The 12945-nt window shown below is 74.2% G+C and carries 17 protein-coding genes; 7 read left to right on the top strand and 10 right to left on the bottom strand.

The features are described from left to right. The first annotated feature begins 175 nt into the window (after window positions 1-175). Window positions 176-1405, top strand: a complete 1230-nt coding sequence (locus ABD644_RS20570; protein ID WP_344690924.1) for an MFS transporter — start codon at window positions 176-178, stop codon at window positions 1403-1405. Between the two features lie 9 nt (window positions 1406-1414). On the opposite strand, the gene ABD644_RS20565 is transcribed toward ABD644_RS20570, so the two are convergent. The 4 genes from ABD644_RS20565 to def are packed head-to-tail and all read right to left on the bottom strand — an operon-like array spanning window position 1415 to window position 4558. Then, entirely contained in the window at window positions 1415-2032 is a 618-nt protein-coding gene (locus ABD644_RS20565) for a flavodoxin family protein (RefSeq protein WP_344690923.1), read from the bottom strand. A gap of 59 nt (window positions 2033-2091) precedes the next feature. Continuing rightward, window positions 2092-2739 carry an HAD hydrolase-like protein gene (locus tag ABD644_RS20560; RefSeq protein WP_344690927.1) on the bottom strand — a complete coding sequence of 216 codons (648 nt, stop codon included), beginning with the start codon at window positions 2737-2739 and terminating at the stop codon, window positions 2092-2094. An 8-nt stretch (window positions 2740-2747) separates the two neighbouring features. After that, window positions 2748-4004: a precorrin-6y C5,15-methyltransferase (decarboxylating) subunit CbiE gene (gene cbiE / locus ABD644_RS20555; RefSeq protein ID WP_344690922.1), complete on the bottom strand. Its 1257-nt coding sequence runs from the start codon at window positions 4002-4004 to the stop codon at window positions 2748-2750. Further along, window positions 4001-4558 carry a peptide deformylase gene (gene def, locus ABD644_RS20550; protein ID WP_344690921.1) on the bottom strand — a complete coding sequence of 186 codons (558 nt, stop codon included), beginning with the start codon at window positions 4556-4558 and terminating at the stop codon, window positions 4001-4003. Before def ends, cbiE begins: the two co-directional genes overlap by 4 nt. Before the next feature lie 255 nt (window positions 4559-4813). Here def and ABD644_RS20545 point away from each other — a divergent pair, with 255 nt between their 5' ends. Then, complete coding sequence (locus ABD644_RS20545) at window positions 4814-5551, top strand: ANTAR domain-containing protein (RefSeq protein WP_344690920.1); 738 nt, start codon at window positions 4814-4816, stop codon at window positions 5549-5551. A 101-nt stretch (window positions 5552-5652) separates the two neighbouring features. Continuing rightward, window positions 5653-6297, top strand: coding sequence for a lysophospholipid acyltransferase family protein (locus tag ABD644_RS20540; protein WP_344690919.1), 645 nt, complete (start codon window positions 5653-5655; stop codon window positions 6295-6297). 7 nt (window positions 6298-6304) lie between these two features. Here ABD644_RS20540 and ABD644_RS20535 read toward each other — a convergent pair whose 3' ends face one another. After that, window positions 6305-6694 (bottom strand): acyl-CoA thioesterase, encoded by a 390-nt coding sequence (locus ABD644_RS20535; protein ID WP_344690918.1) that lies wholly within the window; start codon window positions 6692-6694, stop codon window positions 6305-6307. Window positions 6695-6733: 39 nt separating this feature from the next. Here ABD644_RS20535 and ABD644_RS20530 point away from each other — a divergent pair, with 39 nt between their 5' ends. Both ABD644_RS20530 and ABD644_RS20525 read left to right on the top strand, forming a co-directional pair. Then, window positions 6734-7333, top strand: a complete 600-nt coding sequence (locus tag ABD644_RS20530) for an MSMEG_1061 family FMN-dependent PPOX-type flavoprotein (RefSeq protein WP_344690916.1) — start codon at window positions 6734-6736, stop codon at window positions 7331-7333. A 34-nt stretch (window positions 7334-7367) separates the two neighbouring features. Continuing rightward, window positions 7368-7793, top strand: a complete 426-nt coding sequence (locus tag ABD644_RS20525) for a VOC family protein (protein WP_344690915.1) — start codon at window positions 7368-7370, stop codon at window positions 7791-7793. 18 nt (window positions 7794-7811) lie between these two features. Here the strand turns inward: ABD644_RS20525 and ABD644_RS20520 are convergent, their stop codons facing one another. After that, on the bottom strand, window positions 7812-7961 hold the full coding sequence (locus ABD644_RS20520) for a hypothetical protein (RefSeq protein ID WP_344690914.1): 150 nt from the start codon (window positions 7959-7961) through the stop codon (window positions 7812-7814). Between the two features lie 210 nt (window positions 7962-8171). Here ABD644_RS20520 and ABD644_RS20515 point away from each other — a divergent pair, with 210 nt between their 5' ends. Next, on the top strand, window positions 8172-8729 hold the full coding sequence (locus ABD644_RS20515; RefSeq protein WP_344690913.1) for a type II toxin-antitoxin system PemK/MazF family toxin: 558 nt from the start codon (window positions 8172-8174) through the stop codon (window positions 8727-8729). Window positions 8730-8731: 2 nt separating this feature from the next. On the opposite strand, the gene ABD644_RS20510 is transcribed toward ABD644_RS20515, so the two are convergent. Continuing rightward, the gene (locus ABD644_RS20510; protein WP_344690912.1) at window positions 8732-9010 is read right to left on the bottom strand and encodes a hypothetical protein; all 279 of its coding nucleotides are present in this window, start codon (window positions 9008-9010) and stop codon (window positions 8732-8734) included. Window positions 9011-9051: 41 nt separating this feature from the next. Beyond that, window positions 9052-10095 (bottom strand): AbrB family transcriptional regulator, encoded by a 1044-nt coding sequence (locus ABD644_RS20505; protein ID WP_344690911.1) that lies wholly within the window; start codon window positions 10093-10095, stop codon window positions 9052-9054. Between the two features lie 178 nt (window positions 10096-10273). Here ABD644_RS20505 and cobA point away from each other — a divergent pair, with 178 nt between their 5' ends. Beyond that, window positions 10274-11554, top strand: coding sequence for a uroporphyrinogen-III C-methyltransferase (cobA, locus tag ABD644_RS20500; protein ID WP_344690910.1), 1281 nt, complete (start codon window positions 10274-10276; stop codon window positions 11552-11554). On the opposite strand, the gene ygiD is transcribed toward cobA, so the two are convergent. Then, window positions 11555-12406 (bottom strand): 4,5-DOPA-extradiol-dioxygenase, encoded by an 852-nt coding sequence (gene ygiD / locus ABD644_RS20495; protein WP_344690909.1) that lies wholly within the window; start codon window positions 12404-12406, stop codon window positions 11555-11557. 65 nt (window positions 12407-12471) lie between these two features. After that, window positions 12472-12924 (bottom strand): redox-sensitive transcriptional activator SoxR, encoded by a 453-nt coding sequence (gene soxR, locus ABD644_RS20490; RefSeq protein ID WP_344690908.1) that lies wholly within the window; start codon window positions 12922-12924, stop codon window positions 12472-12474. Between the last annotated feature and the right edge of the window lie 21 nt (window positions 12925-12945).

The following is a 12945-nucleotide window of genomic DNA, read 5'->3' as shown; positions in this document are numbered from 1 at the left end:
TCGCCAACCGCCTGGTCGGCATCCTCCACGGCTGCCTCAAGACCAGAACCCAGTACAACGAACACACCGCCTGGCCCCAGCTCACCGCCACCGCGGCTTGACGCCCCACACCATGGGATGTCTGACCCGCCGGGCACCGGGAATCAGGGCCGGTCCCCCGGGCTTGTCCCTGGTCGTGCCCACCCGCCGCCTGCCCCGCACGGCCGCCTTCTGGTCGGTGGCGGTCCTGCTCGTCCTGATGCTCGCCGCGTCGGGGGTGCCCTCGCCGCTGTACCGCGTCTACCAGGAGCAGTTCGGCTTCAGCTCCGGCGTCCTGACGACGATCTTCGGCATCTACTCCTTCGCGCTGCTTCTCTCGCTGCTCGTCGTCGGTGGCCTGTCCGACCACGTGGGCCGGCGGCCGGTGCTGGTCGTGGCCTTCGTGCTCGAGGCCGGCGCCATGCTGCTCTTCCTGTTCGCCGACGGCGTCGGATGGCTGCTGGCCGCGCGCGTGGTCCAGGGGCTGGCCACCGGTGGGCTCACCAGCACGCTGGGCGCCACCCTGCTCGACCTGCAGCGCCGCGAGCACCCGCTCGGGGCATTCATCAACAGCGCCTCACCGGGTCTGGGGTTGTCCCTGGGCGCGGCCGGCGCCGGGCTGCTCGTGCAGTTCGTGCCCTCGCCCACCGACTGGGTGTTCGGCGTGCTGACGGCGGTCTTCCTGATCGCCGCGGTCGGCACCTACCTGCTGCCGGAGAGCTCCCCGCGGCTGCCGGGGGCGCTGGTCTCGCTCCGCCCGCGGGTGCACGTGCCCCCGCTGCACCGGCGAGCGTTCCTCGTGGCGCTGCCCTGCCTGGTCGCCACCTGGGCGCTGGGCGGGCTCTACGCCTCGCTCGGCCCGTCGCTGGTGGCCCAGGTCTTCGGCATCGACAACCATCTGGTGGGCGGCCTGCTCATCCTCGCGCTGAACGGCACGGGCATCGTGGGCTCGCTGGCCCTGCGCACCTCGCGGCCCGAGCGGGCGCTGCTCCTCGGCGCGCTGATCTTCACCGTCGGGGTCTCGGGCACCCTGGCCGCCCTGTTCACCACGTCGGCGGCCCTGCTCTTCGTCGCCGCCGTCGTCACCGGGTTCGGTTTCGGCGCCGCGTTCCTCGGTGCCGTCGCCACGATCACCCGCGGCGTGGCCCCGGGCCACCGGGCCGGCCTGCTGGCCGCCGTCTTCGTCGTCGGCTACCTGGCCTTCAGCCTGCCGGCCATCGCCGCGGGCGCCGCCGTCGGCGCGATCGGCCTCACCCGCACGACCGAGATCTACGGCGCGGCCGTCGTGGCGCTGGCCCTGCTCGCGGTGGCCGCCCTGCTGCGGGCCCGGCGGACGGCGGTCGGGCTGACGGCCCCCGAACGGTCCTCCGAGCCCGTCGCCGCCTGACGATCCGGCTCAGCTGCCCGGGTAGGGCGTCGCCTTGAGCGACCGCGCCAGGTGCGCGGCGTTCTCCGCGAGCGTCGCGTTCGTCGAGGCCACGGACTCGGGGGTCTCGTCGAGGTCGAGGTAGTCGCGGCTGCCCATCGCCACATCGTTCCAGTAGGTGCCGCCCTGCGCGGGGATCGTGAAGCCGATGTCGTTGAGCCCCTGCATGAGGTCGGCCGTGATCTTGTGCGCGCCGTCCTCGTTGCCGACGACGACGGTCACCGCGACCTTGCCCGTCACCTGCGGGCGCCCCGTGTCGTCGGTCTCCGACAGCTCGCCGTCGAGCCGCTCGAGCACCCGCTGCGCGACGCTGCTCATGTGCCCCACCCAAGTGGGGGTGGCGACGATCAGGATGTCGGCGGCCACGAGCTGCTCGCGGATGGCCGGCCACGCATCGCCGTCACCCATGTCGATCTCGACGCCGGGCTTGACGTCGTGGTCGACCACGCGGACGACGTCGCCGGTCACGCCCTGCTTGGCCAGCTCGTCGAGCACCTGGCGGGCCAGCAGCTCACTGCTCGACGGCGCCGGGGAGGGCTTGAGGCTGCACACGAGGGCCAGGGCACGGAGCGGCGTGTTCTCGGTCATGAGCAGGCACTTCCCCGGCCAGGTCGCGCCCAACCCTGCGGCGCACGACCGTCGGGTCCTCAGATCCGCGTCAGGGCGGGAAGGACCTCGCCGGGCGTGCCGACGACGACGACGGCTCCTGCCGCCGCGAGCTCGCCGTCCTCGGCCGGCCCCCAGCCCGCCCCGATGCAGGGCAGCCCGTGGACGGCGGCGCCCAGCACGTCCTGCGCACGGTCGCCGACGAGAACCGGACGGAGCCCGTCAGGATGGGCGGCCAGCGCCGCGGCCACCACCTGCTCCTTGTGCCGGACGGCGCCGTCGAGCGTGGCGCCGTGCACGCCGGCGAACGCCGGCAGCAGACCGGTGTGCTCGAGCACCCGGACGGCGAAGGTCTCGGGCTTGCTGGTCGCGACGGCGAGCACCGCGCCGGCCACCCGCAGGGCGCCGAGCAGGTCAGGGACCCCGTCGTGCACGGTGACGTCGAGCAGCGCACCCGCCGAGTAGTGGGCGCGGTAGGCCGCCACGGCGCGCGGGACGTCGGCCGGCGGGACTCCCAGCACCTGCGCGAAGCCGTCCTGGAGGGGCGGACCGACCATCGCGCGCAGCTGGGCGGGGGTCGGGTCGGCCGCTCCCAGCGCCGCGACGGCGGCCCGCACCGACGACCAGATGCCGGGCGCGGAGTCGACCAGCGTGCCGTCGAGGTCGAAGAGGACGAGCCGGCCCTGCAGCCGGCCTGCTACCAGCGGTTCACCGACCAGATCGTCACGGGCGAGACCGGCACCCAGGCGGGGTCCGACCCGGCGGGCTCGGCGTGCTGGACGGCGACCCGGACGAGGTCGCCGCCGACCCGGGCGTACCAGGCCTCGAGCACGTCCTCGCTCTCCTCGTAGTAGGCCGCGGCCACCAGGCGGCCACCGATCGGCAGCGCCTCCCAGCAGGCCTCGATCAGCAGCGGCGTCCGGAGCCCGCCGCCGATGAAGACCGCGTCGGGCTTGGGGAGCCGGGAGAACACATCGGGGGCGTACCCGCGCACCACGCGCAGGTACGGGACGCCGAGGCGCGTGGCGTTGCGGGCGATCCGCTCGGCGCGCTCCTCGGAAGCCTCCACGGCCACCGCGCGGCAGGCCTTGTGCGCGCGCATCCACTCGATGCCGATCGACCCGGAGCCCGCGCCGATGTCCCACAGCTGCTGGCCGGGCACGGCCGCCAGCCGGGCTAGGCAGATCGCTCGCACCTCCGAGCGGGTCAGGTGGCCGTCGGACTCGTAGGCGCCGTCGGGGAGGCCGGGCGTGGTGGGCAGCGGCATCGTGCCTCGGTCGGCGCGGCACTCGACCGCCGTGATGACCAGGGGGCTGGCCGGCTGCGCCCAGGTGGCGGCCGTGCCCGAGCGCACCTCCTCGTCCGGTCCGCCGAGACCGCCGAGGACGGTGATCAGGCTCTGCCCGTAGCCGCGGGTGGAGAGCAGCGCGGCCACCTGCCCAGGGGTGTCGTCGTCCGAGCCGAGGACGAGCAGCTTCCGGCTGGGCTGCACGTACGGGATCAGCAGCTCCAGCGGCCGGCCGACCAGGCTCACGACCTCGGTGTCCTCCACCGACCAGCCCAGCCGCGCGCAGGCGAGCGACACCGCCGAGGTGCCCGGCAGCACCCGCACGCGCTCGTGGCCGAGCAGGCGGGTCAGCGTCGTCCCGATGCCCGACAGCATCGGGTCACCGGGGGCCAGGACCACCACGGCCCGGCCGGCGTACCGGTCGAACAGGCCCGGCAACGCCTCGGTGGCCGGGACCGGCCAGGGCACCCGTTCGGCGGTGACGTCGGCGGGCACCATCTCCAGCTGGTGGGGGCCGCCCATGAGCACGTCGGCCCGCTGCACCTCCGCGCAGGACGTGGGCGCCAGCCCCTCCCACCCGTCGAATCCCATGCCGACGACGACGACGGGCGGCTCGGGTGCGCCGTTGTCCGTGTCCGCCTTCGGCGGGCTCTCGACCTCGCTCATGCCGGCAGTTCCCCTCGTGGTCCGGCCGCCTCGGCGAGCAGTCTCTCGCGCAGCTCCTCGGGCAGCAGATCGACGTACACGGTTCCGTTCAGGTGGTCCACCTCGTGCTGCAGGCAGCGCGCGGCCATGCCGGTGGCCTCGATCGAGACCGGGTCGCCGTGGACGTCGACGCCGTCCACCCGTGCGCGGAAGGCGCGCGGCAGCTCGGCGTACGGGCCGGGGACGGACAGGCACCCCTCCTCGGTCACCTCCTCGGCGGGCTCGCCGTCCTGCGGCTCGAGGATGGTGAGCTCGGGGTTCACCGCGTAGCCGACGACGTCCTCCCCGTCGGCGTCGGGGCAGTCGATGACGAAGATGCGGGCGTCCACGCCGATCTGGTTCGCCGCCAGGCCCACGCCGTCGGCGGCCTCCATGCTGGCGAACATGTCGAGCACCAGCCGGCGCAGCGCCTGGTCGAATCCGGTCACCGGGGCGCATGCGCGGTGCAGGACGGGATCGCTGCCGTAGGTCACGATCGGCCGGGCGACGCCGTCGTAACGGCCGGGCAGGCGCATGCCGGCAGATCCTAGGGAACGTGGTCGTGCCGGAGGGCGCCGGACGCCCTCGCGCGTCCCTCCGTCGGCACGCTCCCCAGGGCCCGGCGGCCTCCCACCAGGGCGTTCCCGACGGCCCCGCCGCCCGCGCTGCGGGACCTCCGGAGCCGACGTACCGTCCGTCCATCGGAGCAACCGGTCGCATGCCCGAGGGTCGAGACCACCGGCCACGCGGAGCTGCAGCGCAACCGGCACACCTTCGTCGAGGAGAACCGCATGTCCTCACCGGCCCTGTCCCGTCAGCGCCCGTCCACCCGCCAGGTCCGCCCCGTCGGCGTCCCGTCCGTCACCCCCGGCCCCCGGCCGGCGGGCACCGCGGCCACCCACGAGCGATTGGCCGGGCGCTACCGGTACGACCGGCGCACCAGCGCATGGTGGTGGTCCCCCGAGATGTTCACGCTGCACGGGCTGTCACCGGGGTCGGCCGAACCCTGCACCGAGGTGCTGCTGCACCACCAGCACCCCGATGACCGCGTCCGCACCCTGGAGGCGCTCACCAACGCCTGCACCGCCGGGCAACCGTTCACGGTGCAGAGCCGGATCGTGCGCGCCGACGGCGAGCAGCGCACCGTCGTCCTGCTCGGCGAGCCGGAGCTCGAGTCGACCGGCGGCGTCAGTGCCGTGGAGGGGATGTGCATCGACGTGACCGCAGCCGCAGTGACCTCCACGGACGCGTGCCGCGTGGCGGCCCTGCAGGCCGAGGTCGAGCAACTGCGCTGTGCGATGGCCAGCCGCGCCACGATCGAGCAGGCCAAGGGCATCCTCATGCTGCTCACCAGCTGCAGCGAGCAGGTGGCCTTCGACCTGCTGGCCCACATCTCCAGCCACACCCACCGCAAGGTCCGCGAGGTCGCCCAGTCGATCACCGAGTCGGCGTCGGGCGCCGCGCGTCTCCCCGAGGACGTCTGCGCGATCATCCACGACGCCTGCCCGCCGACACCCCCGCTCCGGTAGGCCGCCCGGCGCCGCGCACGGACCGTTCGGGATGATGCACGGTGTCGCCACCGGGGCGGCCCGTGCCGGCCCGGCGCGGACGATCGAGGAGGCGACCCCGCGTGGTCTACCTGATCGCCCACTTCGTGCTCCGGCCGCTGTTCCTCCTGCTGTTCCGGCCGCACGTCGTCGGCCGCGAGAACGTGCCGGCCGAGGGCGCCTTCATCCTCGCCAGCAATCACCTGTCCTTCATCGACAGCATGGTCATCCCGCTCATGGCGCCACGCCGCGTCGGCTACCTCGCGAAGGCCGAGTACTTCACCACCCCCGGGATCGGCGGGTGGCTGACCCGCGTCCTGTTCACCGCGCTGGGCGCGCTGCCGGTGCACCGCGGCACGCACCGGGCCGCGCAGGAGGCGCTGGACACCGCGATGTCGGTGCTGAACGAGGGCGGCGGCTTCGGCATCTACCCCGAGGGCACGCGGTCCAAGGACGGCCGGCTGGCCCGCGGCAAGACCGGCGTGGCCTGGCTGGCCCTGACCGCCGACTGCCCGGTCGTGCCGGTGGGGGTCACCGGCACCGACCGCATCCAGCCGGTGGGCGCCCGGTGGCCCCGGCCGCGCAAGTGCTCGGTCACCTTCGGCGCGCCGCTGACCTTCCCCGAGTACCGGGGCCAGGCCGGGAGCAACCGCGCCCGGCGGGACGTGACCGACCGGATCATGGTGGCGATCGCCGAGCTGTCGGGGCAGGAGAAGGCCGGCTGGTAGGGCGTGCTCAGCTCCCGCTGAGGCGCTCCCGGACGTCGTCGGGCCAGGGGGTCGACGCGCCGTCCGCGGTGCACACGTACGTCGTGCGGACGACGCAGCACGACCGCGCGCCCACCCGGATGCCGAATCGCAGGGTGAGGCTGGTGCGACCCAGCTTCTCCAGCTCGGCGTCGACCTCCACGGTCTCGCCCCACCGCGCCGACGACCGCCACTCCAGCGCACTGGCGACGACGTAGTACTCGATGCCTCGCCCGGTCAGGTCGGTCCACGGCACCCCGCGCTGCTCCCACCAGGCGTTCACCGCCTCGTCGGCCCACACGAGGTAGTGCGCGTTGAAGACGACGCCCTGCTGGTCGCACTCGACGAAGCGGACGGGGGCACTCCAGACCGGCGGCACGATCGGCACGGTAGCCGGGCGTGCCGATACCGTCGCCGGGTGGACACCCCCGCCGACGACGTGCTGGCCGCCTACCGTGCTGCCTCCCAGCGAGTGCTCGACAAGGTGATCCACCGGCTCGACGAGCACTGCACCGCGTTCATCGGCCTGTCCCCGTTCGCCACCCTGGCCACCGCCTCGGCCGACGGGTGGCCGGACGTCTCCCCCCGCGGCGGCGATCCGGGTTTCGTGCGCGTCCTCGACGAGGCGACGCTCGTGCTGCCCGACCGGCAGGGCAACAACCGCGTCGACAGCCTCAAGAACCTGGCCGGCAACCCGCGCGCCGCGCTGATGTTCTTCGTGCCCGGCATCGACGAGACCCTGCGCGTCTACGGGACGGCGACGCTGCTCCCGGCCGACGCGCTGGACCTCGATCTGACCGACTTCGGCCGGGCACCGCTCTCGGTGACGGTCCTGCGGGTGGAGCGGGCCTACTTCCAGTGCTCCAAGGCGGTCATGCGATCGGGGCTGTGGGACCCCGAGCGCCGCGTGGAGCGGTCGGTCTTCCCGCCCTTCTCCCAGGTGCTGCGCGACCACTGCCGCGACGCGTCGGTCCCGGAGGAGTCCGTGCTGCGCGCCGGGCTGCTCGAGGAGCTCTGAGCATTTCGTCGGCGGTCTCCCTTAGCGTGCGCCCATGGCGTTCGACTTCCAGGTGACGTTCGACTGCGCGCGCCCGCACGAGCTGGCCGACTGGTGGGCCGAGGCACTCGGCTGGCAGGTGGAGCAGCAGGACGAGGCGTTCATCCAGCGGATGGTCGAGACCGGCGCGGCGTCGGAGGACGACACCACGCGGCACAAGGGCGCGCTGGTCTGGAAGGTGGGGGCGGCGATCCGCTCCCCGGACCCGGACCGGCCGCGGGTGCTCTTCCAGCACGCCCCCGAGGCCAAGACCGTCAAGAACCGGGTGCACCTCGACGTCCGGGTGGGTGCCGAACGCCGCGAGGCGGAGGTGGCCCGCCTGCTCGGCATCGGCGCGACCGAGCTCTGGCGCGCCTCCCAGGGGCCCTACGAGTGGGCCACGCTGGCCGACCCCGAGGGCAACGAGTTCTGCGTCAGCTGATCGGACGGGCCGCCGGCCTCAGCTGGCCCGCAGGTCCCGGGCGAGCTTGCGGTCGGCGACGGCCCGTTCGGCCATCGTCCGGGCCCGGTGACGGCGCGGTCTGCGGTCGCTGCCGAGGTAGTGCGCGTCCTCGACCAGCTGGAAGGCGGCCAGGACGCTGGCCTTCACCTCCCGCTCGCGAGGCGCGGCCGGTCGTGCGGGTTCTGCCGACGTCATTGTGAGCCCCCGTCTCCCGGGGAGCCCGGCGCGACCACCCCGTTCCGCAATGGTGCCCCCTTATCGGCAGAATGAACCCTCTCCGTGACCAAATGACATCGATGTGTCATATGTGACGGGTGGGACGGTCACCTGGTCGTCGCCGGCCGTACCGTCGCCGCCATGACCGGCGGACGGCGGGAAGCGCGGGACCTCGGCCGGGCCGCCGGTCGGCTGGTGCGATGGGCCGTCGACCGGATCGCCGACGGAGCCCGCCACCCGCGACCGTCCGGCCGGCGATCGACCGGCCGGCGCCGGCCCGCGGCTCCCGGTCCGAGCGCGGCCGTCGACGGGAGCGCGCCGGACGTCGAGTACCGCCCGCGCGCGGACGACCGCCCGGACCCCGGTGAGATCGTCTGGGCCTGGGTGCCCTACGACGAGAACGACGGCCGCGGCAAGGACCGGCCCGTACTCGTCATCGGGCGGCGCGGCGGTGACCTGCTCGGCCTGCAGTTGACCAGCAGGGACCACGACCTCGACGCCGAGGACGAAGCACGGCACGGCCGGATCTGGACCGACATCGGCACCGGCCCCTGGGACCCACAGAGGCGGCCGAGCGAGGTGCGTCTGGACCGGTTGCTGGTGCTCGACCCGGGCACCGTCCGGCGGGAGGGTGCGGCGCTGGACCGCGAACGGTTCGACCGAGTGGTCGAGGAGGCCCGGCGCGTCCAGGGCTGGTGAGGTCAGTCGGCGGTGGACTCGTCCCGCGCGGACTTCCGGGCCGAGGTGCGCAGGTGGTAGACGCCGGCCTGCTCCCCGAGGGGCTGCAGGTCGTAGCGGTGGACGACCTTCGGCCCGTTGTGCAGATGGACGTGGGTCACGGTCGGCAGCGGTTCGCCGTGCCGCGCCGCCCGGATCTCGACCCGCCCGTCGAGCGGCCCGCCCACGAACAGCAGCACGGCGTCATCGGCGCCGGTGCCGTCGTCGCGTGCGCTGTCGTCGGACAGTCCGATCCCCTCCACTGCTCGTGAGTGCCGATCCAGGGTAGATGCGCGGGCCGACATCAGGCCGGTGGTCGCGTCCGGCGCAACCATCGGGCGATCAGCGGCGCGCTGAGCACCATCACGAACAGGCGCGTGACCTGGACGGCGAGGACGAAGGTGGCGTCGGCACCGCTGTCGCTCGCGACGGCGAGGACGGCGGTCAGCCCGCCGGGGGTGGTGGCCAGGTAGGCGTCCAGAGGGCTCGCGTCGGTCACGCGGGTGAGCAGCAGTCCCATCCCGGCGCACGCGGCGATCAGCCCGAGCACGATCACCAGTGCGAGCGGCAGCGCCCGGCCGATGGTGCGGAGGCTTTCTCGGGTGAAGTTGAGCCCCACCTGCAGCCCGATGACCAGGAACGCCAGGCTCGTCGCCGCGCCGGGTGCCACGGCACCGTGGGAGAGGCCGGTGAGATCGGCGGCGGCAGCGACGAGCATCGGCCCGAGCAGGGCCGGCACGGGGAGCCGGAGCAGCCGACCGAGCACCAGGCCGACGACCCCGCACGCGGCGGTGAACAGCAGGTCCGCCGCCCATCCCGGCCCACCGGTAGGCGCGAGACCACCGGATCCCGACGTCGTCGCCCCGTAGCCGAGGCTGGCGACGACCGGCATGAACGCGACGATGAGCAGGACGCGCAGGTATTGCAGGACGGCGACCATCCGGTGGTCGGCCCCCAGTTCCCGGGCCATCGCCGTCACGCCCTCCGCCCCGCCGGCGATCATCGCGAAGGCGCCGGTGACCGGGCTGATCCCGCGCTGCAGACGCAGCAGCCACCCCGCGGCGAGGCTGACCAGGAGGGTCCCGAGGACCACGAGCAGCACCGGCAGCCAGCGGGCACCGACCGCGCGCAGGGTCTCCGGGTCGACGAGGGCCCCGACCGTCACCCCGACCACCGCCAGGGCGGGGATGGTGATCGGCTTCGGGACCTCCATCGGAAGCGGCCGCACCAGCGCCCGGACCAGCCCGGCGACGACACCTCCGAACAGCGCCGGGGACGGCACGCCGAGCCGGTCGAGGACGAGGGCGGCAGCGAGGCCACCGGTCGCGACGACAGTGCCGTCGAGCACCCGTCGCCACCGCTGCCCGCCCACCCGCGCCCCTCCGTCCGCCGTCGCTGTCACTCTGCCCGTCGGGGTGCTCCGGCCGCGGCGGAATCGGTGGTGATGCGGACCACCCCCGCTCCGCCGTGTACGGCTCCCGGGGTCCGCTGGGAAGCTGTATCCGCCCACCCGGAGGAGAGAGCCGTTGAACGCGACACCCGTCGACCCCCGGTCCGGGGTGGTCTATCCCGTCGGCCTGCGCCTGCTCGGCCGCCGCGTGGTCGTCGTCGGCGGGGGGCAGGTGGCCCACCGGCGCGTGGCCGGCCTGCTGGAGGCCGGCGCGCGCGTCACCGTCGTGAGCCCCGCGGTCACCCCCGCGCTCGAGGCCCTCGTCGAGCCGGGCTCCGTGACCTGGGTGCAGCGCGGCTACGCCGAGGGCGACCTCGCCGGCGCCTGGTACGCGGTCGCCGCCACCGACGACCCGGCCGTGAACGCGGCGGTCGCGGCCGAGGCCGAACGCACGCACACCTGGTGCGCCCGGGCCGACGACCGGGCGGCCTCGAGCGTCTGGACGCCGGCCGTCGGGCGCCAGGACGACCTCGTGGTGGGCATCCACGGCGGCGGAGACCCGCAGCGCGCGATCGGGGTGCGCGACGCCGTGCTGGCCGGGCTGACCGACGGCAGCATCGCCGACCGGGCCTCCCGCGCCGCGAGCGTCGGCCGCGCCGGCAGCGTCGTGCTGGTCGGCGGCGGACCGGGCGACCCGGGCCTGATCACCGTGCGCGGGCACAAGGCGGTGGCGCAGGCCGACGTCGTCGTCGCCGACCACCTCGCGCCGCAGGGTCTGCTGGCGTCGTTGCCCCCCGAGGTCGAGGTGATCGACGCGTCGAAGCTGCCCCGCGGCCGGTCGATGGCGCAGGAGCAGATCAACGCGCTGCTCGTCGAGCACGCGCTCGCCGGACGCCGCGTGGTGCGCCTCAAAGGCGGTGACCCGTTCGTGTTCGGCCGCGGCATGGAGGAGATCGAGGCCTGCCTGGCCGCAGGTGTGCCGGTCGAAGTGGTCCCCGGCATCACCAGCGCGATCGCCGTCCCCGCCCTGGCCGGCATCCCGGTCACGCACCGGGGTCTCACGCACGAGTTCGTCGTCGTCTCCGGGCACCTCCCCCCGGGCCATCCGAAGTCGCTCGTCGACTGGGCGGCCATCGCGCGGCTGCGGGGCACCGTCGTCGTCCTCATGGGCGTGGACACCGCCCCGGCCATCGTCGCCGCCCTGGAGGAGCACGGCCGCCCACCGGAGACGCCCGTCGCGATCATCAGCGACGGCTCGATGCCGACCGAGCGCGTCGTGCGGACCACGCTCGCCGGCCTGCCCGGCGTCGTCGCCGACGGGGCCGTCCGCCCGCCGGCAGTGTGGGTGGTCGGGCAGGTCGTGACCCGCGACGGCCTGCGGCCACCGGCGGACCCCGACGACGCCGACCTGGACTGATCAGATGTTGGCGCCGTCCGCCGGCGGGCCCTCGGGCAGCGCGGCCGCGACCCCGCCGCCCGACTGGACTGGCGCGGCCATCCCGACGGTGTAGGCGGTCATCGACAGCGAGCCGTAGGCGTACCCGTCGACCAGCACGTCGACCGGTGCGCTGGTCGCCCCGGCGACCCCGGCGACGTAGAGCAGCGGGATGAAGTGATCGGGCGTCGGGACGGCGAGGTCGTAGTCGCGGTGCCCGTCGAGCCGGCCGACCTCGGTCGGGTCGTCGAGCATCAGTTCCTTGGCGCGCTCGTCGAAGCGCTGCGCCCAGTCGAACCCGGCGTCGGGCAGGGCGCGGCTGACCCCGCCGAGGTTGTGCACCACGTTGCCGCTGCCGATCACGAGCACGCCGTCCTCGCGCAGCGGGGCCAGGGCCGCGCCCAGCTGCAGGTGGTAGTCGTAGCTCTTGAGGGCGTTGATCGACAGCTGGACGACGGGGATGTCGGCGTCGGGGAACGCGTGCACGAGCACCGACCAGGTGCCGTGGTCGATACCCCAGCTGTCGAGGTCGGCGCCCACCCATGCCGGGTGGACGATGTCTGCCACCTCCTCGTACAGCCCCGGCAGGCCCGGCGGCTCGTACCGGACGTCGAAGAGTTCCGGCGGGAAGCCGAAGAAGTCGTGGATGGTCCGCGGCCGCGGCATCGCGGTCACGGCCGTGGCGTGCACGTACCAGTGGGCGGAGACGACCAGGATCGCCCGGGGCCGCGGGACCGAGCGCCCGAAGGCGCGCCACGCCTCGGTGTAGCGGTTCCGCTCGAGGGCGTTCATCGGGTTGCCGTGCCCGAAGAACGCGGCGGGCATCACCGTCATCGTGCTCTCCCCCTGTCGGTGCGATCGATCATGACCCCCGCGACCGTCGATGGCGAGGTCGCGACTCAGCCGGGCGCGCGCCGGAGCGCCGGCCGCAGCCAGCGGGCGCCTGCACCACCGGTCCCCGCGACGTCGCCCGGGTTGGACAGGGCGCACCGGTCCAGCGAGAGGCACCCGCAGCCGATGCACGACGTCAGCCCGTCGCGCAACTGCTCCAGTGCGGCGATCTGCTCGTCGAGCCGGTCGCGCCAGTCGCTGGAGAGCCGTGCCCAGTCGTCCGTGGTCGGTGGGCGGCCCTCCGGCAGCGTGGCCAGCGCCGCGCGGATCTCCGGCAGGGACAATCCGACGTTGCGGGCAGCCCGGACCACCGCGAGTCGGCGGAGCACGCTGCGCGGATACCGCCGGGCCCCGCCGGCCGTCCGGCTCGCGGTGATCAGCCCCTCCTGCTCGTAGAAGCGCAGCGCCGAGGGCGCGAGCCCCGACCGGGCCGCCACCTCACCGATCGACAACGCGTCCACGCGGGCCCCTTGACCTCAAGT

Origin of the sequence: Blastococcus jejuensis, from assembly GCF_039534705.1 — a bacterium.
Lineage (GTDB): Bacteria > Actinomycetota > Actinomycetes > Mycobacteriales > Geodermatophilaceae > Blastococcus_B > Blastococcus_B jejuensis.
Note: the sequence above shows the minus strand (reverse complement) of the source record. Positions and strands in the feature narration are given on the sequence as shown.